This window comes from Buttiauxella sp. AC038, from assembly GCF_979253565.1.
Map to the genome: position 1 here is coordinate 2947451 of NZ_CEEDCQ010000001.1, position 24147 is coordinate 2971597.

At 50.5% G+C, this 24147-nt stretch carries 26 protein-coding genes and 4 pseudogenes; 3 read left to right on the forward strand and 27 right to left on the reverse strand.

Translation table 11 applies throughout. The features are described from left to right. The 5 genes from sufS to sufA are packed head-to-tail and all read right to left on the reverse strand — an operon-like array spanning position 1 to position 5097. Positions 1–1221: a cysteine desulfurase SufS gene (sufS, locus tag AC0IXI_RS13935; RefSeq protein WP_471682618.1), complete on the reverse strand. Its 1221-nt coding sequence runs from the start codon at positions 1219–1221 to the stop codon at positions 1–3. After that, the gene (gene sufD / locus AC0IXI_RS13940; protein WP_471682619.1) at positions 1218–2498 is read right to left on the reverse strand and encodes a Fe-S cluster assembly protein SufD; all 1281 of its coding nucleotides are present in this window, start codon (positions 2496–2498) and stop codon (positions 1218–1220) included. The genes sufS and sufD overlap by 4 nt, the downstream gene beginning before the upstream one ends. After that, entirely contained in the window at positions 2473–3219 is a 747-nt protein-coding gene (gene sufC, locus AC0IXI_RS13945) for a Fe-S cluster assembly ATPase SufC (RefSeq protein ID WP_064518357.1), read from the reverse strand. The genes sufD and sufC overlap by 26 nt, the downstream gene beginning before the upstream one ends. 16 nt (positions 3220–3235) lie before the next feature. Next, positions 3236–4720, reverse strand: coding sequence for a Fe-S cluster assembly protein SufB (sufB, locus tag AC0IXI_RS13950; protein WP_064518354.1), 1485 nt, complete (start codon positions 4718–4720; stop codon positions 3236–3238). A gap of 8 nt (positions 4721–4728) precedes the next feature. Then, a complete protein-coding gene (gene sufA / locus AC0IXI_RS13955; RefSeq protein ID WP_064518352.1) occupies positions 4729–5097 on the reverse strand; it encodes a Fe-S cluster assembly scaffold SufA in 369 nt (122 codons plus the stop codon). Positions 5098–5544: 447 nt separating this feature from the next. Between sufA and iraP the strand changes: the two genes are divergently transcribed. Together iraP and AC0IXI_RS13965 are read left to right on the forward strand one after the other, a co-directional pair. Then, complete coding sequence (gene iraP, locus AC0IXI_RS13960; RefSeq protein ID WP_064518350.1) at positions 5545–5880, forward strand: anti-adapter protein IraP; 336 nt, start codon at positions 5545–5547, stop codon at positions 5878–5880. Positions 5881–5952: 72 nt separating this feature from the next. Further along, complete coding sequence (locus AC0IXI_RS13965; protein ID WP_083962966.1) at positions 5953–6537, forward strand: GNAT family N-acetyltransferase; 585 nt, start codon at positions 5953–5955, stop codon at positions 6535–6537. Positions 6538–6637: 100 nt separating this feature from the next. Here the strand turns inward: AC0IXI_RS13965 and tolA are convergent. From tolA to AC0IXI_RS13980, 3 genes and pseudogenes are all read right to left on the reverse strand, one after another. Continuing rightward, positions 6638–6955: pseudogene (tolA, locus tag AC0IXI_RS13970) on the reverse strand (cell envelope integrity protein TolA); the annotation flags it as partial. Positions 6956–7012: 57 nt separating this feature from the next. Further along, positions 7013–7351: pseudogene (locus tag AC0IXI_RS13975) on the reverse strand (energy transducer TonB); the annotation flags it as partial. A gap of 239 nt (positions 7352–7590) precedes the next feature. Beyond that, positions 7591–8235 (reverse strand): hypothetical protein, encoded by a 645-nt coding sequence (locus AC0IXI_RS13980; protein WP_422568773.1) that lies wholly within the window; start codon positions 8233–8235, stop codon positions 7591–7593. Between the two features lie 327 nt (positions 8236–8562). Between AC0IXI_RS13980 and AC0IXI_RS13985 the strand changes: the two genes are divergently transcribed. Then, positions 8563–8877 (forward strand): hypothetical protein, encoded by a 315-nt coding sequence (locus tag AC0IXI_RS13985; RefSeq protein WP_064518344.1) that lies wholly within the window; start codon positions 8563–8565, stop codon positions 8875–8877. A gap of 74 nt (positions 8878–8951) precedes the next feature. On the opposite strand, the gene AC0IXI_RS13990 is transcribed toward AC0IXI_RS13985, so the two are convergent. From AC0IXI_RS13990 to eutT, 19 genes and pseudogenes are all read right to left on the reverse strand, one after another. After that, entirely contained in the window at positions 8952–9113 is a 162-nt protein-coding gene (locus tag AC0IXI_RS13990; RefSeq protein ID WP_167351106.1) for a hypothetical protein, read from the reverse strand. Positions 9114–9295: 182 nt separating this feature from the next. After that, positions 9296–9454, reverse strand: a pseudogene (locus AC0IXI_RS13995) (heme-binding protein); the annotation flags it as partial. Positions 9455–9457: 3 nt separating this feature from the next. After that, the gene (locus tag AC0IXI_RS14000) at positions 9458–9631 is read right to left on the reverse strand and encodes a hypothetical protein (RefSeq protein ID WP_157092093.1); all 174 of its coding nucleotides are present in this window, start codon (positions 9629–9631) and stop codon (positions 9458–9460) included. Positions 9632–9718: 87 nt separating this feature from the next. Continuing rightward, complete coding sequence (nudI, locus tag AC0IXI_RS14005) at positions 9719–10144, reverse strand: nucleoside triphosphatase NudI (protein ID WP_471682620.1); 426 nt, start codon at positions 10142–10144, stop codon at positions 9719–9721. Between the two features lie 186 nt (positions 10145–10330). Beyond that, a complete protein-coding gene (locus AC0IXI_RS14010) occupies positions 10331–10615 on the reverse strand; it encodes a hypothetical protein (protein WP_471682621.1) in 285 nt (94 codons plus the stop codon). A 328-nt stretch (positions 10616–10943) separates the two neighbouring features. After that, positions 10944–11996, reverse strand: a complete 1053-nt coding sequence (gene eutR, locus AC0IXI_RS14015) for an HTH-type transcriptional regulator EutR (RefSeq protein ID WP_134183065.1) — start codon at positions 11994–11996, stop codon at positions 10944–10946. Positions 11997–12014: 18 nt separating this feature from the next. After that, positions 12015–12497: an ethanolamine utilization microcompartment protein EutK gene (gene eutK / locus AC0IXI_RS14020; RefSeq protein ID WP_471682622.1), complete on the reverse strand. Its 483-nt coding sequence runs from the start codon at positions 12495–12497 to the stop codon at positions 12015–12017. 10 nt (positions 12498–12507) lie between these two features. Next, on the reverse strand, positions 12508–13167 hold the full coding sequence (gene eutL / locus AC0IXI_RS14025) for an ethanolamine utilization microcompartment protein EutL (protein ID WP_471682623.1): 660 nt from the start codon (positions 13165–13167) through the stop codon (positions 12508–12510). 13 nt (positions 13168–13180) lie between these two features. Beyond that, positions 13181–14073, reverse strand: a pseudogene (eutC, locus tag AC0IXI_RS14030) (ethanolamine ammonia-lyase subunit EutC). Positions 14074–14092: 19 nt separating this feature from the next. Beyond that, entirely contained in the window at positions 14093–15454 is a 1362-nt protein-coding gene (locus AC0IXI_RS14035) for an ethanolamine ammonia-lyase subunit EutB (RefSeq protein ID WP_471682624.1), read from the reverse strand. Positions 15455–15466: 12 nt separating this feature from the next. Further along, a complete protein-coding gene (gene eutA / locus AC0IXI_RS14040) occupies positions 15467–16864 on the reverse strand; it encodes an ethanolamine ammonia-lyase reactivating factor EutA (protein ID WP_471682625.1) in 1398 nt (465 codons plus the stop codon). Then, the gene (eutH, locus tag AC0IXI_RS14045; protein ID WP_471682626.1) at positions 16861–18105 is read right to left on the reverse strand and encodes an ethanolamine utilization protein EutH; all 1245 of its coding nucleotides are present in this window, start codon (positions 18103–18105) and stop codon (positions 16861–16863) included. The genes eutA and eutH overlap by 4 nt, the downstream gene beginning before the upstream one ends. Before the next feature lie 46 nt (positions 18106–18151). Next, entirely contained in the window at positions 18152–19339 is a 1188-nt protein-coding gene (locus tag AC0IXI_RS14050; protein ID WP_413498450.1) for an iron-containing alcohol dehydrogenase, read from the reverse strand. Next, positions 19329–20168, reverse strand: coding sequence for an ethanolamine utilization protein EutJ (eutJ, locus tag AC0IXI_RS14055; protein ID WP_413498451.1), 840 nt, complete (start codon positions 20166–20168; stop codon positions 19329–19331). Before eutJ ends, AC0IXI_RS14050 begins: the two co-directional genes overlap by 11 nt. A 10-nt stretch (positions 20169–20178) precedes the next feature. Continuing rightward, positions 20179–21588: an aldehyde dehydrogenase family protein gene (locus tag AC0IXI_RS14060; protein WP_471682627.1), complete on the reverse strand. Its 1410-nt coding sequence runs from the start codon at positions 21586–21588 to the stop codon at positions 20179–20181. Positions 21589–21603: 15 nt separating this feature from the next. Further along, entirely contained in the window at positions 21604–21891 is a 288-nt protein-coding gene (gene eutN, locus AC0IXI_RS14065) for an ethanolamine utilization microcompartment protein EutN (protein ID WP_134183085.1), read from the reverse strand. Between the two features lie 105 nt (positions 21892–21996). Then, positions 21997–22290, reverse strand: a complete 294-nt coding sequence (gene eutM, locus AC0IXI_RS14070; RefSeq protein WP_034455942.1) for an ethanolamine utilization microcompartment protein EutM — start codon at positions 22288–22290, stop codon at positions 21997–21999. 35 nt (positions 22291–22325) lie between these two features. Continuing rightward, positions 22326–23342, reverse strand: coding sequence for a phosphate acetyltransferase (pta, locus tag AC0IXI_RS14075; RefSeq protein ID WP_471682628.1), 1017 nt, complete (start codon positions 23340–23342; stop codon positions 22326–22328). Further along, positions 23332–24141: an ethanolamine utilization cob(I)yrinic acid a,c-diamide adenosyltransferase EutT gene (gene eutT, locus AC0IXI_RS14080; RefSeq protein ID WP_424222810.1), complete on the reverse strand. Its 810-nt coding sequence runs from the start codon at positions 24139–24141 to the stop codon at positions 23332–23334. Before eutT ends, pta begins: the two co-directional genes overlap by 11 nt. Positions 24142–24147 lie beyond the last annotated feature (6 nt).

Genomic DNA, 24147 nt, shown 5'->3' on the forward strand with positions numbered 1-24147 from the left:
TTAGCCCAGAAGGCGATGAATGCGCTGTAAACCTGCCACCAGGCGGTCGACTTCTTCTTCGGTGTTGTACATAGCAAATGAAGCGCGGCACATTGCTGGCACTTTGTAGAACGCCATCAGCGGCATCGCACAATGGTGGCCGGTGCGCACTGCAATGCCGTAGTTATCAAGGAAGCTGCCCACGTCATAAGCATGATGCTTACCAAGATTAAAGGCGATAACCCCAAGACGATGTTCAGGGCCATAGATGGTCAAATCAGGAACCGCCTGTAGTGCCTGCTGAGCGTAGCGCATTAGCGAGTACTCATACTCACTGACCTCGGCAAGATTCAGGCTCTCCACGTAGCGTAGAGCCGCTCCCAGCCCGATAATCCCGGCAGTATTAGGTGTGCCAGCCTCGAAACGCCACGGCGCTGCGGCATACGTGGTGCCTTCTGTCAGACTAACGCTTGCGATCATCGACCCGCCCCCTTCCCACGGTGGCATGTTTTGTAGGATCTCCTCGCGCGCATACAGCACACCAATCCCGGTCGGCCCATAAATTTTGTGGCCGGAGAAAAGATAGAAATCGCAATCCATCGCCTGCACGTCAATGGCGTGGTGCATAATCGCCTGGGCGCCATCCACCAGCACTTTCACGCCTGCCTGATGCGCGGTAGCAATCATTTCACGTACCGGGTTTTCGGTGCCGAGCACATTGGAAACCTGGGTAATCGCTAACAGTTTTGTGCGCTCATCAATCAACGTCGGGAACACATCAAGCTGCAAGGTGCCATCTTGATTGAGCGGAATAACGCGCAGCGTAGCGCCCGTCTGCTCGCAGAGCATTTGCCATGGCACGATATTGGCGTGATGCTCCATCGCGGAAATAATGATGTTATCCCCGGACTGGATATTGGCGCGCCCCCAGCTATTAGCAACCAGATTAATCCCTTCGGTTGTCCCGCGAACAAAGACAATTTCTTCCGGGGTTCGTGCATTAATGAAGCCTGCAACCTGATTACGCACGTTCTCCATCAGCTGGGTGGCTTCTGCACTCAGCGTGTGGATACCGCGATGCACCGCCGCGTAACCATGGCTGTAAAAATCCAGTTCGGCATTAATCACCGCCTGTGGTTTTTGCGCACTGGCAGCACTGTCTAAATAGACCAGCGGCTGCCCATTCACTTCCCGGCTCAGAATCGGGAAATCATCACGCACCCGTTCGATGGAAAAACTCATGCAACGCCTCCTGCAAAGCGCTGGCCGATACGCTCCAGCACCTGCTGTTTTAATGCCCCGTCACTGATGCTTTCCGTAAGCTGCGCGGCAAAGGCAAAAATAATCATCTGAAGTGCGGCTTGTTCTTTGATCCCACGTGAGCGCAGATAGAACATCTGTTCGTCGTCAATACGGCCAATCGTGGCACCGTGGCTGCATTTCACATCATCGGCGTAGATTTCCAGTTGCGGCTTGGTGTCCACTTCCGCAAGTCGCCCCAGCAGCAGGTTATTGTTGGTCATCTGCCCGTCGGTTTTAATCGCGTGCTGCGCCACTTTGATCATACCGTTAAATACCGCACGACCTTTGTCACGCACGATAGTTTTATGTAACTGGCGGCTATTACAGTAGCCCTTGTTATGTTCAAGCCAGGTGCGGGTGTCGCACACTTCGTTGTTGATTGGCAACGCCAGGCTGTTCATATGCAGTTGTGTGTTCTCGCCGTTTAATTGCGAACTGGTGTTGTGGCGTAATACCGCAGCCCCCAGCAAGAAGCTGTTGCTTTCAACTGTCGCATCCTGACCAACGATTAAATCATTATGGGCAAAGTGGTAGCTTTGAGCATTTTCAAAAGCCATTTTGTCGTGATGCAACTGGCTGTTTGCACCAACTTCAGCCGTAAAACGCGCCCCGGTAAAATGGGCGTGCTCATCGAGGCTGACGTAATGCTCAATCACCGTTGCCTTAGCACCTTCGCCAAGCGACAAGTGGTGGCGATAATGAGCGGTATTCATCTCGCCCTGCTCACTGCCCCGGCTAATGTGCATCAGCAACAGTGGTTTCGTCGGGCTGTGATTACGCGCCACGCGAATGTGGGTCACCGTTTCAGCCAGGCTTTCAGTCAAATGCAAGAACACTTCGCCCTGCACTGCCGCCGGTAGCGAGTCGCGCGCTTCGTCAACCGTCACCTCAAAACCACTTTGGGTTAAGTCGTCACTCAATTGCGCACTGTAGCGCCCGTCGACAAACACCAGCCGCCACGCATCCACTGACAACGCCAGCGCATCGCGTTGAATCTCAGTTAATGCCTCTGGTGCAGGCAAGACAAACTGGTTATTGAGCAGCCCATCAAGCGGGGTGTATTTCCAGTTCTCATGTTTACGAGTCGGCAGACCCAGGCGCAGCATTTGCTGCATATGTTCCTGAGCTTCTTTGCTGCGTTTCTCGCCCTGCGTTTCAAACAGGTGGTGCCACTGTTGCAGGGCGTTGCCGTTACTGCTGTTCGGTAAGCCAGCCATAACCCTGCTCCTCCAGTTGTTTCACCAGACTGAAATCACCCGATTTCACAATTTTCCCCTGATACAACACATGAACAAAATCAGGCTTGATGTAATCAAGAATACGCTGGTAGTGAGTAACGATAATGAACGAACGGTTGCCATCACGCAGGGAGTTAACCCCTTCCGCCACGATTTTTAAGGCGTCAATGTCCAGCCCGGAGTCGGTCTCATCAAGAATGCAAAGTTCAGGTTCAAGAACCGCCATCTGCAAAATATCGTTGCGTTTTTTCTCACCGCCAGAGAAACCCACGTTCACCGAACGAGTCAGCAAATCTTCCGGCATTTTCAGCAGTTTGATCTTCTCTTCCATCAAATCCTGAAAATCAAAACGGTCGAGTTCTTCAAGGCCTCGATACTCTCGCACCGCATTCAGCGCGGTTTGCAAGAAGAACTGGTTGCTAACGCCGGGAATTTCCACCGGGTATTGAAACGCCATAAAGATGCCTTCGCCTGCGCGATCTTCAGGTGATAATTCCAGCAGGTCTTTGCCTTTAAAATGAACCTCACCCCCGGTGACTTCATAGTCATCACGCCCGGCAAGCGTTGCGGAAAGCGTACTTTTCCCTGAGCCATTCGGCCCCATAATGGCGTGCACTTCGCCGGGTTTCACTTCAAGGCTCAAACCGCGCAGGATCTCTTTGTCCTCAACGCTTACCTGTAAATCTTTAATGCTCAGCATAATTTTCCCTTAATCCTTAACCAACACTGTGCTCAAGGCTAATCGCTAATAGTTTTTGTGCTTCCACCGCGAATTCGAGCGGCAACTCTGAGAACACGTCTTTACAGAACCCGTTGACGATCATTGAAATGGCATCGTCCTGGGCTATCCCACGTTGCAGGCAATAGAACAGCTGGTCTTCACCAATGCGCGATGTAGTTGCTTCGTGCTCAAGCTGGGCGGTGTTGTTGCGGCATTCAACATACGGGAAAGTATGCGCGCCGCTGTCCGGCCCAATAAGCATGGAATCGCACTGGGTGAAGTTACGGGCATTTGTCGCCGTTGGCATAATTTTCACCAGGCCGCGATAGCTGTTCTGGCTGTGCCCGGCGGAGATCCCTTTCGAGATAATGGTCGAGCGGGTGTTTTTACCAATATGAATCATCTTGGTGCCGGTATCGGCCTGTTGATTCCCTGCCGTCAGTGCCACCGAGAAGAACTCACCAATCGAGTTATCGCCGCGCAGAATCACACTTGGGTATTTCCAGGTGATCGCCGAGCCGGTTTCAGACTGCGTCCAGGACATTTTGCTGTTCGCCCCTTCGCACAAGGCGCGTTTGGTCACGAAGTTCAGAATGCCGCCAGTGTTGCCGTCGCCCGGGAACCAGTTTTGCACCGTGGAATATTTCACTTCAGCATCTTTATGGATGATGACTTCCACCACTGCGGCGTGAAGCTGGTAGCTGTCGCGCACCGGTGCCGAGCACCCTTCGATATAGCTGACGTAACTGCCTTCGTCGGCCACTAAAATGGTACGTTCGAACTGGCCTGTTTTCTCAGCGTTGATACGGAAATAGGTGGACAGTTCCATCGGGCAACGCACACCTTTCGGCACATAAATAAACGTCCCGTCGGATGCCACTGCTGCGTTGAGGGCCGCAAAAAAGTTATCGTTACTCGGCACGACGGTGCCAAGATATTTCTGCACCAGCTCCGGAAATTCATGAATGGCCTCGCCAAAAGAGCAGAAAATAATGCCCTGTTCAGAGAGTTTTTCACGGTACGTGGTCGCCACAGAAACAGAGTCAAAAATCGCATCCATGGCGATATTCGAGCCTTCACGCACCGGAACACCGAGCTGTTTAAATGCCTCTTCCACTTCACCGGTCAGATAAGCGTTGCTACCAGGCTTCTGGACCGCGCCGGGTTGCGATTCACAATTATCATCGCAACTGCCGCACGACGGTGCCGAGTAGTAGCTGTAATCCTGATAGTTCAGCTTATCGTAATGGGCCTTCAGCCAGTGCGGCTCTTCCATCTCAACCCAGGCGCGATATGCACTCAGACGAAACTCAAGCATCCACTCAGGCTCATTACGCCGCGCAGAGATTGCCCGCACCACATCCTCATTGATGCCGTGAGCCATTTCGTCGGTTTTCAACTGGGTGAAAAAGCCTTCTTTATAAGAGTGGCCACCCGCCCAGGTTTGCACTTCTTCAGACGTTTCAGTATTACGTGACATAATCCCGCCTACACCCCAAAGCTTTCACCACAGCCGCATTCGTGCTGTGCTTTCGGGTTGTTGAATTTGAATATTTCGTTTAATCCTTCGCGCACATAATCGACTTCCGTTCCGTCGATGAACGGCATTGCTGAAAGTGGCACCCACAGCTTTGCACCGTCCGTTTCAAATAGGAGGTCGTCAGATTTAGGCTCTTTGACGGTATCCAGCACATAGCCGAAACCCGCGCACCCGGTCTGTTTAATGCCCAAACGTACACCGAGGAAATCCGGCTGCTGGCTGGCCAGTTTGCGAATATGAGCCACAGCATCAGGGGTTAACGTCAGTCCCTTCCAGGCAAACTCACTGGGATCGAAGCTACCGGTTTGCACATCCATAGTTCACCTCTTTATGTTTTGCCGCCCAAAGGCCAATACCCTATGTTAATGATAACTATTATCAATACAACATCCTGATAACAGGGGTATTCACGAAATGCGCTATTTTTAGGCGTCTTAACTAAGGATAGACCCTGCTGAAAGTCTTGCAGGCGGTGAAATGAGCTATTTAACCCAATGAAATTAAGAGAATTTAACTGGAATAAGAAAGCTTAGGTGATAGAAAGTAAAAGATGTATAGAGAATACCGATTTATGCGATTGGTAGCTCCAGTGAGCACGATGATGTTCATCGCCAATGCATACATGCGCATTCTAATAAACGTCAGGCACATGATGTTCACCCGGCGGAGTGGTGCACAGTCACAACTTAGGCTATTTTCATTTTCATCAAATAAATCTCACCCTTATTTTGTTTAGGGGTTATCTGGCTAGAAATGGGGCTTTAATGAAAAACTTGATACTGGGTGTGATAGCAAAAATTTCTAAAATGGATGCCGAAGCCAAGCAACTGGCGGCAAAAGTCGAAGCTCAATCTTTGCTTATAGGAGCATTGTTACTGACCATTGGTAAAAATGGCGGTATGAATGAAATGCTTGAGAACGTCAGAAAAGCAATCAATGCAGCTTTAGATGCGGCTGATACTCCCCTGAAGACTGACGCTGAGATACTTTTAAATGAATTCAATAACCTTCTTTTGTTAACGCAACTGCTGGAAACAAACGATGCTGAGATTGATCTTGAAGCTTTGAAAAGTATGCCTGGTGAAACGGCTGCTGAATGAGTTTACCCCCAGGCTAGAAGTCATGCTTTTAGCCCTTTACTCAGAACGTCGAGGCTGGGTAATGAAAGCGAGATGGGATTACTTTTTAGACTAGAAAGCCCTGTTTTTTTGGATAAAAACGTAAAAGATAAATTAATGACAATCATTGAAACGGAAAGATTAATTTTACGTCCTCAAACCATTGCAGATTTTGATGTGTGGTTGCCCATGTATGCGGACCCTGAAATTTTCCATGTGACCAATTCTCCAGGGTTTACACCGGAAGAAGGATGGAATCGTATTTTGAGAAACATCGGGCACTGGTCAACATTTGGATTCGGGATCTTCTCCATCTTCCAAAAATCTGATGGTGTTTTTTTAGGGGAAACGGGGCTGGCTAATTTTCATCGCAACGTTGATGAAGCGTTTGATAAGTGCGCTGAAGCTTCATGGGTCATTACGCGCGCGGCCCAGGGCTGCGGGATTGCAAAAGAGGCTGCCGATGCCGCACACCATTGGTATGTCGATTCGTTTTCGCCATCCAAAACCGTGTGCCTTATTGTGAAGCATCACCCGGCTTCAATTCGCGTTGCTCAACATATCGGTTACCGTATTTATGATGAGTGCTTATATAAAGGAGCGCAGTGCTTCAAGCTCGAACGCTTATATGAAAAATAATCAGCTTTTCAGACGCAATTAACTTCATCAATATTCCTCTTCTTACCCAACACGTTCAGAAGAGGAATGACTTAATCCACTTTTATAGTTTGTTTAAATCTTATGGTTTGAAATCTAATGGCGCATTTTTGAAAACTTCATATATAGCCTTATTTGGTGGTGCTGGTATATGAGCCTGACTGGCTGCCTTTAGGGCGGCCTGGCACAAAGAAGCGTCACCACGCTCTGCTCTGATTACCATGAGTAAGCCATCAGGTGCCAGATTAACTCGGACATAGCAGGTCATTCCATTAAATGAAACGTGATCATAAAACTTGCTCTCTATTGCCGTTTTAATCTCGCCAGCGTAACTCCCAACCTCACTATTTAATTTGTTATGATCTTCGCTCGATGAAAGATCACCTAATAAATCATCCACTTCTTTAGGTGATGGGTATTCAATTGAAGCACCGCCTTGCAGTTTAAATGTCACCGTTCTCCAGACTTGTGCTGCCGTTCCTTCAGGAAACTTGCACCGTTTAAGTGCGTTTACAGTCTCACGGAAAAATAACTCATCACCTGATGTGTCCACTGAAGTAACTTTCCCGCCAGAATCGACATGCATTACGGCATGAACAATACCTTCTTGTTTCGTTGCATGTGCCCTGGCTGGATATTGAACCTGTGGGCAGGCACGCCATTCTAGAGGCTGCAACAAAGGGGTGCTTGGTTGACGTTTAACACATCCAGATAATATTACGGTACAGGCAATCACGATTAATACCAGGCCAGACCCGCTGAATCTGAAATTAAAATTCTTCACTTTCCCTTCCATAAAAAAAGCCACAAAGAGGGATTGTCAGCGAAATGAAATACTCACGAGTAGATTGAAATCAACTTTTGTATCCAATTGAAATAATTTCACTTTTATAAAACTGTCACTCTCGAGCAGAACCGCATAAGGCGGGTTCGTGCTTATCACGTATTGCCAGTGCATAGCCCCATGAGCTCCATTCGAAGCATTGAAGATGAACTCTCAACTTTCAAAGGCGCTTGATAGCGCCTTTTCCCATTTTATAGTGGACTATTTTCAGTCACTTCTTTAATCGTCCAAACTTTTTCTTGTTCTGACAATATCTGATATGTCCTTAAAGATGCATATGTACCGGAGAGTGGGAAAGAAGATAAAGTTATAAATGAATACATCTTCCCGGCACTATCTTCGAAAGCCCGACGATTCCAAACCATGTAGCCGCTATCCGTTTTTGTAGAAATCATGCGCCCACCGTCGGATTTTAAATCTGGCGCAGTATCAATAATTGTCTTGCCGATAAAGTTCTTTTTCAGTTTTGCAACTTCTTCATCACTTATCGCCAGGGCAGCTTGAGCTGGAAAATGTTCAACAACGTTTGCTACAGATAAAGTCGTCAATGAAGGCGTAACTTCCTTTAAACCATTGTCATTGGCATATGCATCCAGATAACAATTTTTCAGTGCATCCTGCGCCTCCCTGAAATCCGGGTCAGAAAGACCTGGGTAATCGTTGACCGTCCCGCCCTCCTTTCTCAACGCAACGTATTCAGCACAGTTTGAGATACTTGCCGTACCTTTGTTGCTTAAATTAACTGATATGGGCTGACCATTAGACATTAGTGTCTCACTATAGGCATTACCCACAGCAGCCATCAAAAACAGGCCTGTGACTAGTTTGAGCTTCATGATTCCTCGCGCATAAAATGTTATTAACACAATGATAGTTATGAGATTATTCGTATGCTTTAATTTTAGACATCGTATAATACGAAGACTACCAGCACTTGTCATTACAAAAAACATGGATATAACCTAAGCCAGGCAACGTTTGTCTTATCGCTCTCGTCTTCTCTTTTTGCGATAATGTTGTAGTCAGTCAATTGTTGCTCAGAGATATGAGAAATACGTTTCCCATATGAGCAAAATATATGAGCAGATGAATTTAAACGGCAATAATTGCCCGGTTTAATTACATTACTTTAGTGGTAGATTTCATCTACGGAAGGATATTTAATGCGCTATATACTTTTTATAATTGTGCCTTTATTAAGCGCCTGTAGTTTTAGCTTTATGAAGTTTGATAATGAACCTGTGGTGCAAGCAACATACGCAAATAGCGCGACAAAAAGTACGGTTATTGCTGCAGGAGGGGAACCAGATAGTGAGATGAATGTTCCAGAAATCAACGGAACTTGCATTAACTACAGACTAAAAAAAGATACAGAGACAATGCCTTTCTATGTCGCTTTCGATAAGAATGGAAACCGAAAGCATTATGGCTATATCTCGTGCCAGGAGGCGAGAGCTAAGGGAGTATTTAGTCAGTAAAAGATCATTCCTCTTCTTACTCAATACGTTCAGAAGAGGAATGACTTAATCCACTTTTACAGTTTGTTTAAATCTTAATAACCCGCAGCTTTGTTAGCCGCTTTTATGCGCTTATTTCTTGAATCTTTTTCACTTTTATCAGTAGCCTGCATTATTCCACCAGCAGCATCGACCCAATCGCTCGCGGTGCATCCGGATAATGTCAGACTCAACATAAGCGCGAATATATACTTCATTTTAACTCCCTTACTTCTCATCAATGTATAAAAAACGTCCGTGTAATACGCAAAGTATTTGACGCTGAATACATTATTTTGACAAATAATCTCAACAGGGGCAAAGAAGAATATGTTGCACAAGTGGATTTACGCATGACGTTGCACGCCACAATACGCCTACAACGTCATGAAACTCGATATCAGGATGCGTTGAGGGCTGCTTTATTTGCCTCTAGCGCATCAACGGCACATTGCTGATGCAAATGGCCGCCTGGTGCACCGCCAATACCAATGGCACAGATGGTTTGGTTATCAACTTTCACCGGTATTCCGCCGCCCAATAATAAGAAGCCCGGGATAAATCAATTAACAAAGAACCTTGTGGTGAATTTCTTCTGCACTAAGGCCGGGTCGCTACTGTTTGAAAGCAAGGCGAGAATGACATCGTTTTGCGCAAGTTTGACCGTGATATCGCGATACAAAATACGGAACTCAGCGCTTTGTTCCTCATACTGCTGATGCAGAGCATAGACCACCACGCCCCGACACAAAGCGCAGTGAGAATCAGCCAGATGAGGACTTTACGCATCGGGTTCCTTAATTTCGGAGCTGTACAATAGAGATCAAAGCCAGCCTTTTTTGCTGAAGGTCGCTCGTGTCGCTTCATTCAAATCATAGTTGCCCAGTTCTGAATGTTTAACCCAGGCGATCTCCTGAAATTCTTCGTTAAACGTGACATGGCGATTGGCGCTCACGCAGTCAAACAACAGATAAATCATGTAGATTTCTTCTTTGCTGCCATCAGCATAGGTCTTTACTCGCACGTCGCCGGCAAAGGTCCAGGGCTTAATGGTGATTATCTGGAGTTCAACGCCCAACTCTTCACGAATTTCTCGTAGCAACGCCTCTTCCATTTGTTCACCCGGCTCCATCCCGCCGCCGGATAACGCCCATTGCCCGGGAAACACTCCGCGATCGTCTGCCATCTTACACAGCAGTACTTCACCGTTATTTTCAATAATTGGACAAACGATAACTCTCTGGCGCATACGACCTCCTGATGTCTTTAGTTTTTCTGACGTTAGCAGAAATGCGCTCGTGAGTCTCAGCGAGAATAATGGCTCTGACGATGATAATTAGATATTTGCGAGGAGAAAGGTAATTAGAATTTATCGAAATGTTCAGAAATTTTGGCATTCTAAGCATACGCCAGAATGCCCAATTTAATTATTACGCTAGTTATTTTTAATTACGTCGACAGTATTAGAGACATTATGACCCACGCTTTGAACGTTCGATTTTGTCTGCTTCACATCAGAAACACCATTTTTCACCGCATCAGGTGTCTGGTCTTTTACGGTTTCTTTTGCATCACAACGGCCGCCTACGCCGACAGTCGCTTTCATCGCGGTGCTTTTTGCCGCTTTAGATACGGTGCAGTCTGGGTTGATTACACCGGCATAGGAAAATTGAGTGGCAGTAATTAAAAGCGTGGCGATGAGCAATGAACGGTGGTGCATAAGAGATTCCTTCATAAGTCTATTTTTTGAACAACAATCGTCGATAATCTCATAGCAACTTTAAGATTGCAGGCCAGTTTATATGGCAAAATGTGATATTTATCACATTTTAAAACGTATTGGGTTGCTGTAACTCTTTATGATCTAATGATTTTACTGATCTTCATATTTCACGAATCATTTATGCTATTTATTGTTCGAAATATTTTATTCGTCCGAATACGCTAATTTTTACACAATGAAAATTGGATATCGCTTGCGCTAATCCACCTTGTATCTGGAAACGGTTTCGGGTTAGCGCAGCGTCATCCAAGATTAATTCCTTCTATCACTGCCATTCACGACCACGCAAATGCAATGTCTCAGAAGGCTTTTCCAGGAACAAGCGTTGATAGTCAGTGGCGAACTGTCCGAGGTGCCAAAAGCCCCAATGCATCGCCGCGTCCTTCACCGTATTCCAGTTAGACCACGGGCTTATCAATTCCCGGCGAACTGCATTTAAACGGAGTGTTTTAAGCCATGCGTTCGGCCCGATACCCAGCACTGCATGGAAACCATTTTGCAAAGTACGGCGGCTAACGTGTAACTCATTGCACAGCTCTAGTACCGTTAACGGTTCCGATGTGCGACTTAACACACAGTCACGTGCCTGTGATACCAGGCGTTGGTAGCTGATTTTACGGGACATCAGTTCTGATGCTACCGGCTGGGCACTTTCCAGTAGTTCACTCATCCCCGAGAGCAAATTATGTGTCAGTACTCTGCGCACGTTTTCGTTGCGCATACATTCAGGGTCATGACTGCCATGCGCCAGCGCTTCATTGATAAAACGCCAGATTGTCTCTTTTTTCTGCTGGCACACATCCAGCGCAGAGTTATTTTGCAAAAGCTCAAACAAAACATCGGGTTGCTGAAACAATCCGGCATTACGAAATAGCACATCGTTGGCAATTACCACGCCAAGAATAGTGTATTCATCTGGCGTGCTAAGCTCAAACTCCGTCCCTCCGGGGCGGGCCGCGATCTCTTCTTTTCCCAACAGTTGAGTACCGATAAACCCTTTTTCGCCATGCGTGGCCGGAATGCCAAACCAGAAGGCATTCGGCCACACCATGCAAGACTGGCGAAGGGCAAGGCTGGTGTATTCACGGAACATTTGGATGTCATCAAATAGCATCTCAGTCAGTTCACCCTGAAAATGCCCAGGCTGGAGCTGATCGTAAAGTTGCTGCCACGCAGTGATGGTGCAGGCATGTTCATAGACATCTTTTGTCACACGCTGTTGAATGACATCATCTTCAATCAGAGGTGTCACCTTTTCGTCCCGCGCATACTCCGTTTTACGCAGATGATGTAAGTCAGTATTAATTTTCTTACTCATACGCGACTCCTTGCGATACTACTCAGACTTCAGACGATAACGGCTGCTACGCTTACGCAATTTTCCGTCATGGAATAAAGCCTCAAGTTGCGTTCTGGCTTCTTCGAGCGGCCAGTTAAAGTGTGCCGCGACTTCACCCGCCGTCATGCCGTGCTCCTGGGTTTGCAGCGCATCGAGTAACGCTTGTGTTTCCATGGGTTTGACTGCCACCCGTTTGGCTGCGGGCTTACGGCCAAAACTACAAACCAACCGCTCAATGTCTTCATCAGGGCGGCCCAGTTCCTTGCGGCTTACTACTCGTCCGGTGCGGCTGGCAGCAGCAGAACCTGCATCCAGCGCTGCACGACAAGCCGCGAGATCCCCTTCAACAACCAACGTCACCATTCCAGGATTGAGTACTTCGTGGTTCAATAAGCGCACGTTTGCTGCCTTTAGCATTGCATCCGCAGCATCAATCCCCGCGACCAGGCCGTACACTTCGAGCAAACCGAGTGAGTTCATCGTTTACCCCCTATGCACGCTGAATTGGATTACGCGCTATCTCAAGCACAGCTTCACTAAAGGCGTTACAGGCGGCTTTACAAGCGGCCTGACTGCCCGTCATAAACGCTGCCGAGTAGTTGGTTTCCGACGGTGGCGGCACGTAAGTGACAATGCGCACATCAGCAGATTTCAACGCAGCATCAATGCCAAACGTGGCTTCCAGCGGCGGTGCAACCAGGTAAGCCATAGGGTCTCCCAGCAAGATCCCTGCCGTTGTTGAAAGATAAGAGCCTGTACGGGAGATTAGATGAGCAAGAAATGCGGTATCTTCCGCATCGTTAGCCCACTGAAAAGCAGGCCCCTGTTCAATAGTGGCAAACATCGAATCCAGCCCGGCACGCACTTCCGCGGGGTTTGGCCCACCCAGCATAATCAGAACTTCCCCGGCTGTAGGTGACGGGCCGTGTGCGGCGCCAGCATACAACGAACGCCCAAACACCACTTCAACCTGTGCCTGTTTAGTCGCTTCGTCGGCGGCAATATAGGTTACATCATCAGAATCAGCAGTAATCAAACCCAGGCTACGAATATGGGCAGGCAGTTTCAGCTCACGGGCAAACCCTTCATTGACGTTGGCGATAACCCGCATCGCTTTCACATTCGGTTTAATCAAATCTAAAGCTGGCATGGTAATGCTCCCTTTAACGAGTCAGGTTGATGCCCGACGCTTTCTGCGCCAGCATACGTTTAGCAAGTTCGACAATGACGGCAGCCGCTTCTACTGGCGGTGTACCACCCCGGTGAATGTTAGAGATACAGGTGCGGTCGGCCTCCACCGTGGTGGCAGTTTTTGGTGAGTAAACGGCGTAGCAAGACAAACTTTCCGATTGCCCAAGCCCTGGGCGTTCGCCCACCAGCAAAATCACCACTTTCGCCCCCAGTAGCTCGCCGATTTGATCTTCAATCTTCACGCGCCCATAGCGTACAAAGAACGGTGTACCGACATGCAGCCCGGATTGTTCCAGCCCTTGCAGCAGCGGCGGCAAAATTTCGCCGTAATTGGCGGTGATAGCATCTGTTGAAAGGCCGTCGGAAATGACTACCTGAACATCCGGGTTCTGTTTGCAACTGGTGCGCAGCATTTCGATGGCATTAGCGCTAAGGCGGCGCCCCAAATCCGGGCGTGTAAGGTAGAGGTTTTTGTCGCTGATTTCTGATTGCAACTCCAGCAACCCTTGCTGCTGCACCCATTCGGCGGGCACTTCTTTAAGAACGGTATCTTTCGAGCGTGAATGGTCAGCTAAGAAGCGCAACAAAGCCTGAGTGCGGGGCGCGGCCCGGCACGGCCGGTGCATACACGCGCAACCGTGCTGTGGCGCAACTCTTCAAGCACATCAGCGCGATGCGGGTTCTGCACGCCAATCCACATTTTGGCCTCGTTAGAACCTAAATCGACGCTACAGCTCTCTTCTGTGGTTTGCGCTACGGCTGGCGTAGTTGGGGAAGCAACAACCGCAGGCTGCACGGCATTGGCTGGGGTTTCCATTTTCTCCAGCACGCTGCGTACAATTTCTTCAATCTGTTTTTGGTCCATGATGATTTCCCTAATGATTTCAGAAGAACAGCGACGGATCGCCAGCCCGGGTCGTTAAACGGCCATTAGCCATCAATCCCATTGTTTCCAGCCACGCTTCAAACTCCGGCGAAGGGCGCAGGTTTAGAAGCTGGCGCACAGTAGCGGTATCGTGGAATGCCGTGGTCTGGTAATTGAGCATGATGTCGTCACCCAGCGGCATCCCCATGATGTAATTACATCCGGCGGTTGCCAGCAGGATCATCAGATTCTCGTTGAGATTCTGGTCCGCATCGGCGTGGTTGGTGTAACAGCAGTCACAACCCATAGAGATGCCACTTAACTTGCCCATGAAGTGGTCTTCAAGCCCGGCACGGATAATCTGCCGGTCGTTATAGAGGTATTCCGGCCCGATAAACCCGACGACGGTGTTGACAATGAAAGGATCGTAATGGCGTGCCAGGCCGTAATTTCTGGCTTCCATTGTCACCTGATCGGCACCAAAGTTTGCCCCGGCGGAAAGTGCCGAACCTTGCCCGGTTTCGAAGTACAGGCAGTTTTCCCCGGCGATGCGGTTAAACTCCGCCCCTACCGCACGAGCCTCATCCAGCATGGCTAGCTCAACGCCGAACTCTTTTAGCCCCTTCTCGCTGCCACAAATACTCTGGAAGATAAGCCCTCCGGGTGCGCCGCGCTTGATAGCCTCAATTTGCGTGGTGACGTGCGCCAGTACGCAGCCTTGCGTCGGAATCGAATACTTGTCGATAACGCTGTAAATGGTGTCGAGTACGCGGGTTAAGTTGCCTACATCATCTGTTACCGGGTTGACGCCAATCACCGCATCGCCCACACCAAAACACAGCCCTTCGTAAATTTGAGCTTCGATACTGCGCACATCATCACGCGTATCGTTCGGTTGCAGGCGTGCACTAAAGGTGCCCGGCAAGCCAATTGTGGTATTCGCTTTTTTGATGACAGGCATTTTTTTGCCGCCATAGATCAAGTCCGCGTTCGAGCAGATTTTAGCCACTGCTGCCACCACTTCGGAGCTGATGCCTTTACGTAAAAAGGCAATATCATCAACGCTGGTCTCATCGCTGAGGATGTACTCGCGCAGCTCGCTGATGCTCCAGTTTTTAATCCGCGCATAGGACGTTTCGTTGATGTCGTCCTGGATAATGCGCGTCACGCAGTCATCTTCATAAGCGATAACCGGGTTCATACGGATATCCGCAACCGTCATCTCAGACAACACCTGTTTTGCCGCCACACGTTCCTGTGAACTGTGTGCAGACACGCCCGCCAGCACATCGCCGGAACGTAATTCGTTGGCTTTCGCCAGCACTTCTTTAACATCCTTGAACTGATAAACTTGCCCAAACAGCGTGGTTTTTAGTTTCATTGTGTCGATCCCTCAGGAAGGAAAGGCGAGTGATTTAATGGTTACCGGGACGACTGCTCCGCCAAACAACGGCAAACCAATGTCGATATAATCGCCAGTGCGGGTGACCACTTCGTCAATCACCGCAAGCTTGCGCTGCTCCATTTGTGGATAGAGCAGCATCCCCAGCGCCTTGCCCAGATCCTGTTCCGCGACAACAATAAGCGGCTGCAGACTTGGGTTGCGTTGGGAAAAAATATTCACTGCATTGATGACCAACTGCACGGTGGCGTAGCTGGTAGAAAGCTCTGGTGGAATGGCAAGCGCGTAGCTGTCTTGCGTGGCATTGAGGTCCATTAGCGCCAGCCCCTGTTGCCAGTTCTCAGCTAGCCCGTCGTGCCCGACAGGATGAACAACCGGAATATTGCGCAGCGGTAATGTCAGCTCATCAAGCCAGATGGTGCTACCCGAAAGCGAGAGTGTATGTGCGCCAGCGCCAATTACGGTGGCACGAACGGTTTGATCGGGAACTTGTACCGGCAGCGAAGCAAATCCAGCATGGCGATGAATCGCCTGCGCCAGAAGCGGGCCAATATCACCAAAGATAAATGGTGTTTCTGGTGGCTGGCGGTAGCATTCCCCCACTCCACCAGACAGCGTGACCACATCAGCTGGCTTTCCGGCGGGCAGTGCATCCGTCATTAGCAGACGTTGCGCCAGTGGTGAAATCTCGCCTGCGATAACTTCATAAAGCAGTTGTGCCATGCGGTCTGCAACGACTTCAAGCTGTGCAGGGGTTAATGTTTTTTTACCTTCCCCGAACAGCTCATCGGCAATCCACTGCCCAGGGCGATGGATAAACGTGACGTTGCCCTGAGTGTCGGTCTCAAACAAGCGCCCACCCACATTCAGGCAAGCCGAGGCGACAACTTTACCGCCTTCGAACAGCACGTAGTTTGCCGTGCCGCCACCGATATCAATATTCATCACCCGGTTTAACTGACGCTGCGATAACGCCTGCGCCCCGGAGCCGTAACCAGCAATGACCGACTCAAGATGCGGCCCTGCGGTGGCGACAACAAAATCGCCCAGCCGCTGGGCTAGCGCCATCACGGCTGGCCGCGCGTTGCGGGTTTTAGCTGTTTCACCAGTAATAATGATTGCGCCAGAATCGATTGTTTCAGGTGCAATGCCCGCAGCCTGATACTGCGCGAGGATAAGGTTTAATAGCTCGTCCTCACGCAGATGGCCGTCAACATCAACAGGGGTAAAGAACACCGGGCTTTGCCAGGTAATTTCACGTTTCACGAACTCATAGCGCGGCACCTGCGAAATTGCAGCCCGGTTTACCAGCGCAAGACAGGAGAAAATCACCTGTGTTGTCGTGGTACCGACATCAATACCCACGCTAATCAGTTCGCGGATTTTCACGATTGCGCCTCCACAGACGTAGCCACAACCTGAGCACTTTCTTCCTTAGGCACCAGCATCATTGCGACACCAATCGCGGTCACGCCACCCACCAGCTTGCCGACAATCATCGGGAAGATCATCGGTGACATATTGGCCGCAGCAAAGCCCAGATGGTCGCCCAGTGCAAAAGCCGCCGAGACTGCAAACGCACAGTTGATGACTTTTCCCCGCGCATCCATATTCTTCATCATGCCGTACATCGGGATATTATTAGCAAGTGTCGCCACCATGCCACCCGCTGAAATATTGTTAATTTTCAGCAAATTACCAACGCGCATTAGCGGTTTGTCAAACCAGCGAGTCAACAGCAGCACCATTGGGTAAGCGCCCAGTAACACGCAAGAAATCGAACCAATCACTTCGATAGCACGCATCACTTCGCCGGGTTTATCACCCTCACTCATAAAGATAGGATCAAGGCCTGGTATCAGTGTCCAGCCTACGAGGAACTTCACCACTGCAGCCGCAAGGCCAACAGTAATAATCGCGACGAGAATTTTGGCGAAAATCTGGAAGCCGTTAATCATTTTTTCGGGGATAAACTTCAGACCCAATGCCACCAGAACTGCCACGATCAGTACCGGGATCATATTGAGAAGAATCAGGCTCATAGTGAATTCAATCGGCTGCCCGTTCACTTCTACGCCGGAATACATCGCCACCAGACCACCGGCAATACAACCAATTGGGATCGTCACAATCCCCGCCAGCACGCCCAGCGCCAGATAACGCCGGTCGGAAGGTTCAATAATGCCCAGTGCTACAGGGATCGAGAACACGATGGTTGGCCCCATCATTGAACCGAGGATAAGCCCAGAGTATAGCCAGGCTGCTACATCGCCACCGGCCAGTTCTTTGGCGAGGAAGAAACCGCCCATATCACAAGCCAGCAGTGTTCCGGCGAACATCGAAGGGTTCGCGCCGAGCATTTCATAGACTGGGATAATCACCGGGCCAAGCAGGTAAGCCAGAACCGGGGCCAGCGCAGTCATCCCGACCATCGCTAATCCCAGCGCGCCCATTGCCATGAAGCCCTCTTCAAACTGGCTGCCAGAACCGGAAATGCTTTTGCCGAGTTTGCCAAGCCCGATGAAACCGAGGATTTTTTCTGACCCGCCAAACTGAGTAAACACCCGGTCAACAGCGGCAATCAGCATAAAAATCATCATGATGTACATGATAATGTCGTTAATACCCATATCCCTTCTCCTTCGTCGCCTGCGGGCAGGCGGGTGTAATGTCCGTTCAGGCGTCCTGATACAGCGTGATAATCTGGGCTTCCGTCACAGTGCGTGGATTGGTGGTAATGCAAATGTCGCTCATGGCTGCGTGGGCAAAACCGGCAAAATCGGCATCATGCCCACCAGCGGCGCGTAAGCCGCTGCCAAGTTCAAGTTCATCAATCAGGTGTTCTACAAAAGCGATACTCTCGCTTGCCGCACACGATTTTCCCGTCAACGCGTGGCCAATTTCGCTATACGCTGTTTTGCAAACTAACTGATTAAACTTCATGACTGCGGGCAACATGATGGCGTTTGCCTTGCCATGTGGAATGCCGTATGCCGCGCCAATCTGGTGAGCCGTCGCGTGGCATAACCCTAGTCCCGCGTTAGAAAACGCCATTCCCGCCATGTAAGACGCAAGCATCATCGCTTCACGCGCCACCAAATCATGCCCTTGCCCAACAGCTTGCGGTAACGCCTGACAGATGCTGTTAATCGCGCGATACGCAAGCCCACGAGTCAGCGGTGTACCATTACTTGCTACGTAGGCTTCAATAGCGTGGGTTAAGGCGTCGATTCCTGTTGCGGCGGTAATATGTGGCGGGACACCAAGCGTCAGACAAGCATCAATAATCGCTAAATCTGGGATCAACATGGCGTGAACCAGCACCTGTTTACGGTGAGTTTGTGCCGCAATAATCACCGCGACATTGGTGGCCTCCGAGCCTGTTCCCGATGTAGTTGGAATAGCGATAAACGGCAGACGGCGATTGAGGCGTGTTCCGGCGACAAGACTTTCAAGGGGGAGCTCAGGATTAGTAGCAATAACGGCGACCACTTTTGCAGCATCCAGAACGGAACCACCACCTAGTGCGACAATACCATCACACTGGCAACGGCTGATTTGTTCAACCGCCGCACCTATATCACTGTCGATAGGCTCACCCGGCGGGCAAGACCAGATTTCATATGCGATGCCGCTATGTTTCAGATTACGTTCCAGAACATCAGTCATTCCAGCACAGTGCAACATGCCATCGACCATCACCAAAGGGCGATTAATACCGCGCTCGCGCAGCGCTTCACCACAACGCGCCACCGCCCCCGGACCCATAAACGTGGCGGGCGGAACAGCAAACTCACGCACGTTGCGAGCATTCATCATGTCCAGCGCCTGATATAGCGCGGATTGCATTTCTTCACTGTGCATGAGCACCCTCCACTTGTGCCATGCCGCATACCGCGATGGCTAATGGCGTCATGAAAATGGAATGAGGGGGAAGCTGAACGGTGATACCTGGAAAACGTTGGCGGAATAACCCTGCAACACCCGGTTGCATACAAGAACCACCCGCCAGCCAGAGTTGTTCAACGTCGTAACCTTCAATGTGGTGAGCAACAATGTCTGCCATTTTTTCGTAAACCGGACGAACCACCGGCCAGAGGCTGGCGTCGCTACTGCGCTTCATTTGTTCGGCGTCTTCCAGTGCAATGTGTTGATTACCTGCGAGCGTGAGGGAAATATGGTGCCCACCAGTCGCTTCATCCCCTGAGTAAATCACTTTCCCTTGTGACACCACTGCAATGCCGGTTGTACCACCGCCAATATCCACCACGGCCGCTTTGTCGAGCTGCAACATATCCGCAACGGCTGTCGGTTCATCCAGCACACGACTCACTTCAAGCCCCGCGGACTCCAGCACGTTGACCGAAATTCGCGGGTCTGTTCCCGGTGGGAATGAGGTCGCGGCATGGCTAAACCGAAAGCCCAGTTGCTGCTCCAGCGTGTCGAGGTGGCGGCGCACAATCTGCACCGCACCAAAGAAATCCCACACCACGCCGTCACGAACCACATCGGCCCAGTCCAGGCAAACGGCAACGGGCTGGCAGTCGTTATCGACAACGAGCGACACCACATCGCAAGTGCCAAGATCGATACCGAGCCACAGCGGTTGCTGTACCGTTTTCGGTTGCCCGTTACACAGCAAAGACGCGTTGCTTAAACGGTCGTTGAGCCAGGTTTGCTCCGTGCGTGCCATTACTGCCTCCTTAAACGATGCGGAATCCATCTACCAGTACGCAACGACGCAGGCGCACAAAGGTTCTGGCTGATGTCACACCCTCACCGGTTGGCGTGGTGATGGTCATGGAAGTCCAGCCCTCGCCACCCAATCCCAGTCCGGCAATACAAGGGCCGTTCTTGACGAAAATACTGGTGTCTATGGCGTTCGCCATGGCATTCATATTGTCGATATTGCGTGAGTGCATGGCGGCGGTGTGATGGCAGCCACCTTCCAGTTTCACCGCAAGCGCAATGGCTTCGCTGACATTTGCCACGCGAATCATCGGCAGCACTGGCATCATCATTTCAGTTACAGCAAACGGATGGCGCGCAGTGGTTTGTACCAGCAGCAAACGTGTTTCAGGGGCAACGTTGAGGTCGATAGCTGCGGCAATTTTGGTAGCATCACGCCCGACCCAGTCACGGCAGACTTGCCCTTTACCTTGTTCATCAACATTTTTCAGTAGCACTGGCAGCAGTTTTTCGGCCTGTGCATCACTGAGTAAAACTGCGTGATTGCGCTGCATTTCTAAAAGCAGCGCGTCGGCCACGCTTTCCACCACAATCAGCACTTTCTCGTCAGCGCAGATGATGTTGTTATCGAATGAAGCGCCCTGCACGATGGATTTTGCGGCGCGAGGAATGTCGGCAGTTTCATCCACTACGACCGGTGGATTACCCGCCCCCGCTGCAATTAAACGTTTGTTGGTGTGCTTACGTGCGGCTTCTACCACCGCTTCACCCCCTGTCACCACCAATAAACCAATGCCGGGATATTTGAATAATCGCTGCGCGGTTTCGATATCAGGATTAAGCACCGTCACAAGTAAATTCGCTGGGCCACCTGCCGCAACGATGGCATCGTTAAGCCAGGTGATAGTTTGCTGCGAGACTTTTTTTGCCGCCGGATGTGGAGCAAATACCACGCTATTTCCGGCTGAAATCATACTGATGGCGTTGTTGATGACGGTCGCCGCAGGATTTGTAGAAGGTGTAACCGAGGCCACCACGCCCCACGGTGCATTCTCGATGAGTGTCAGGCCGTTATCACCCGTTAACACTTGAGGGGTCAGGCACTCAACGCCCGGAGTACCACGAGCCTGAGCAATATTCTTGGCGCATTTATCTGCAACACGGCCCATTCCGGTTTCCGCGACAGCCATTTCGGCAAGCTGTTGCGCATGTTGTTCGCCCGCCAGGCGAATTGCCGCAACGGCTTTCTGGCGCATCGCCACGCTGGTTAAGGCTTTTTGTGCGACACTGGCTGCCCGAACGGCGTCATCCAGTGAGGCAAAAACGCCTGCACCGCAAGGTGGGGTAACAGGTTCTGGCGCTGAGTTAGCGGCCATTCCTGCCAGCACGGCTTTCACCACCTGCTCAATTTGTTGCCTGTCCATGTCGTTCAATCCTCACTATTTATGGAAGATGATTTCTCTGTCCATGACCACTTCATCGACAATGCCTATCACGCACATGTCGACCGGAGAGGCTTCACTATGGTGCGCACGGCGAGCGGAACTTCCGCCCACCAGCAACACCCATTCGCCGTTTCCGGCACCAATGCTGTCGGTGGCTATTGCGCACTCGCCGCTCGGCTCACCCTGACGGTTAATCATCTCCACCATCAGCAACTTGTCGTGTTCAAGTCCGCTATGGCGGACTGTGCAAACGATTTGACCAATGACCATTGCCAGCTTCATGCTCGCCTCCGGACAAAATTCAGGTACAGCTATCCCGTGCCGCCCTGAGGCTGCCAGATGACTGAATTAAAGAAAGGTGACGTCCGGGGGTGACGTCACCGGCTATCAATCGATAGTCTTGTCGCTACCCAGGCCAATCGGGAACACTTCTTCCAAATCGCCATGTGGACGTGGGATGACGTGAACGGAAACCAATTCACCAATGCGTTGGGCTGCGGCAGCTCCGGCATCGGTTGCCGCTTTACAGGCCGCCACATCACCACGAACCATTGCTGTTACCAGCCCACCGCCGATTTGCTTTACTCCAACCAGTTTGACGCGAGCCGCTTTGACCATCGCATCCGATGCTTCAATCACTGCTACCAAACCTCTGGTTTCGATCAGTCCTAATGCTTCCATGATTTATTTCCTCTCACTCGGTTAAAAATCTAGTTTTATCCAGCTTCACTGTTTGCCCTCTCCCTGAGGGAGATGGTTGGGGTGAGGGTGGTTTGTGCCACCAGCACCAACTCAATAATTTCACGGGTACTGCATCCACGGGAAAGATCGTGCAAGGGAGCGCTTAACCCCTGAATCAACGGGCCGAGAGCGCGAAACCCTCCCAACCGTTGTGCAATCTTGTAGCCGATATTGCCTGCCTCAAGTGACGGGAATACCAACACATTCGCCTGCCCTGCCAGCACACTTTCAGGCGCTTTTTGCGCAGCAACCTGGGGAACGAAGGCCGCATCGAATTGCAATTCACCATCCACACACAGTTCAGGTGCTCGTTCACGCACGATGTCTGTTGCCTGTTGAACGGTGGCGACACAAGGGTGCCTGGCACTGCCGTTGGTAGAAAATGACAACATGGCGACGCGAGCGGGTTGCCCGGTAATGGCCTGCCAGCTTTGTGCACTACTGATAGCAATATCAGCAAGCTGCACCGCGGTTGGTTGTGGCACTACGCTGCAGTCAGCAAATCCAAGAATCCGCTCCCCTTCTGGTGGCAGCATCAGAAACAGTGAGGAAAGCGTTTTAACGCCCGGTTGTAGTCCAATGACTTTTAAGCCAGCACGCAATACAGCTGCAGTTGATGAAATATTCCCCGCAATACACACATCGGCTTTCCCGGCTTTAACCATTGCGGCGGCAAACCAGAGAGGGTCACGCAAGCGTTCTGTTGCGTCATCCGGGGTTTTGTCACCCAGGCGCTGAGAAAGCTGCTGATGAAATTGCACCAGCCAGTCATGTGATGTTGCCGGATCAATAATATGTAGCCCATCGAGCGGCAGCCCCGCCGCCAGAGCAAAATGGCGTAAGGCAAATGGATTGGCCAGGATGATAGGTTGTGCCAGGCCATGATGTTGCAGGTAATGCGCCGCGTCTATTACGCGAGCATCCTTCGCATCCGGGAAAACAACCCGGCGTGGCTGGTTTTGGGCCTGACGGCGACAGCGATCAAGCAGCATGTTGGCCTCCTGCCAGGCTCCGTTGTAGCGCAGATGCATCCGGCCACTCTTTTTTCAGGCACAAGATCATCAGTACATAAACCGCACTCGAGAGGCGATTTAGCGCCTGCAACAAATCCGCTTTTTGTACGTGATAATCCACACCGATAAACACTGTTGCGGCACAAATTTCGGTTTCACGGATCTTGGTACGTAGAAGATTGAGCAATGCCACATCACGCCCGTGAGCCGCATCTGGCACCAGATGATCATGCCCCAGATATTTCAGCGGTTGATGAGATAACCGATGTAAATCGTCAGCCGATAACCCAACGATTTGCTGTTCTGGTAGCGCCTGATCCAGAGCATCAGCACGCATGATATTCCCAAGCAAAGATCGGATATCTGCAAGCCAAAGTGCCGCGGTTTTATCAAACTCAGTTTGTAGCCACACCGCAGTAGCAATGGCGCTATCAAGGCTTGCGCGAAACGCCAGGCGAGGATCGTTTTTCGCCACAAATACCTGCGCATTGAGATGAGTTAGCGTGTCTGGTTTTTCCTTCACTTGCTGCTGGCACAGTTCACAATGGGCTACCTGCGCGACTGCCTCACTCGTCAAGCCATGAACTGGCTGTAACTGCTCCTGCGCTTCAACAAACAGCCGACCGTCGTCATCCTGGAATTTCACCAGTAAATGGCGAGCGTCAATCAACTCACGGGCAGATGGCGTCATACGGCTGTCAGCAGGTAGACGAATTTCGCTCCCTTCGCTGAGGGTATGGTTTGCCCGCAGCCAGTCTTCGGTGATGAAGGTGCTCATACGCGC

Coding starts and splice junctions, on each gene's coding strand:
- eutT (WP_424222810.1), bottom strand. CDS start 24,141: ATGAGCACCTTCATCACCGAAGACTGGCTGCGGGCAAACCATACCCTC.
- AC0IXI_RS14010 (WP_471682621.1), bottom strand. CDS start 10,615: ATGCACCACCGTTCATTGCTCATCGCCACGCTTTTAATTACTGCCACT.
- nudI (WP_471682620.1), bottom strand. CDS start 10,144: ATGCGCCAGAGAGTTATCGTTTGTCCAATTATTGAAAATAACGGTGAA.
- AC0IXI_RS13980 (WP_422568773.1), bottom strand. CDS start 8,235: ATGAAGCTCAAACTAGTCACAGGCCTGTTTTTGATGGCTGCTGTGGGT.
- AC0IXI_RS14060 (WP_471682627.1), bottom strand. CDS start 21,588: ATGGACAGGCAACAAATTGAGCAGGTGGTGAAAGCCGTGCTGGCAGGA.
- eutH (WP_471682626.1), bottom strand. CDS start 18,105: ATGGGTATTAACGACATTATCATGTACATCATGATGATTTTTATGCTG.
- AC0IXI_RS13965 (WP_083962966.1), top strand. CDS start 5,953: ATGGGATTACTTTTTAGACTAGAAAGCCCTGTTTTTTTGGATAAAAAC.
- AC0IXI_RS14050 (WP_413498450.1), bottom strand. CDS start 19,339: ATGCACAGTGAAGAAATGCAATCCGCGCTATATCAGGCGCTGGACATG.
- sufD (WP_471682619.1), bottom strand. CDS start 2,498: ATGGCTGGCTTACCGAACAGCAGTAACGGCAACGCCCTGCAACAGTGG.
- sufS (WP_471682618.1), bottom strand. CDS start 1,221: ATGAGTTTTTCCATCGAACGGGTGCGTGATGATTTCCCGATTCTGAGC.
- AC0IXI_RS13985 (WP_064518344.1), top strand. CDS start 8,563: ATGCGCTATATACTTTTTATAATTGTGCCTTTATTAAGCGCCTGTAGT.
- eutM (WP_034455942.1), bottom strand. CDS start 22,290: ATGGAAGCATTAGGACTGATCGAAACCAGAGGTTTGGTAGCAGTGATT.
- sufA (WP_064518352.1), bottom strand. CDS start 5,097: ATGGATGTGCAAACCGGTAGCTTCGATCCCAGTGAGTTTGCCTGGAAG.
- eutN (WP_134183085.1), bottom strand. CDS start 21,891: ATGAAGCTGGCAATGGTCATTGGTCAAATCGTTTGCACAGTCCGCCAT.
- eutR (WP_134183065.1), bottom strand. CDS start 11,996: ATGAGTAAGAAAATTAATACTGACTTACATCATCTGCGTAAAACGGAG.
- iraP (WP_064518350.1), top strand. CDS start 5,545: ATGAAAAACTTGATACTGGGTGTGATAGCAAAAATTTCTAAAATGGAT.
- eutL (WP_471682623.1), bottom strand. CDS start 13,167: ATGCCAGCTTTAGATTTGATTAAACCGAATGTGAAAGCGATGCGGGTT.
- eutK (WP_471682622.1), bottom strand. CDS start 12,497: ATGAACTCACTCGGTTTGCTCGAAGTGTACGGCCTGGTCGCGGGGATT.
- sufB (WP_064518354.1), bottom strand. CDS start 4,720: ATGTCACGTAATACTGAAACGTCTGAAGAAGTGCAAACCTGGGCGGGT.
- pta (WP_471682628.1), bottom strand. CDS start 23,342: ATGCTGCTTGATCGCTGTCGCCGTCAGGCCCAAAACCAGCCACGCCGG.
- sufC (WP_064518357.1), bottom strand. CDS start 3,219: ATGCTGAGCATTAAAGATTTACAGGTAAGCGTTGAGGACAAAGAGATC.
- eutJ (WP_413498451.1), bottom strand. CDS start 20,168: ATGGCACGCACGGAGCAAACCTGGCTCAACGACCGTTTAAGCAACGCG.
- AC0IXI_RS14035 (WP_471682624.1), bottom strand. CDS start 15,454: ATGAAACTAAAAACCACGCTGTTTGGGCAAGTTTATCAGTTCAAGGAT.
- AC0IXI_RS13990 (WP_167351106.1), bottom strand. CDS start 9,113: ATGAAGTATATATTCGCGCTTATGTTGAGTCTGACATTATCCGGATGC.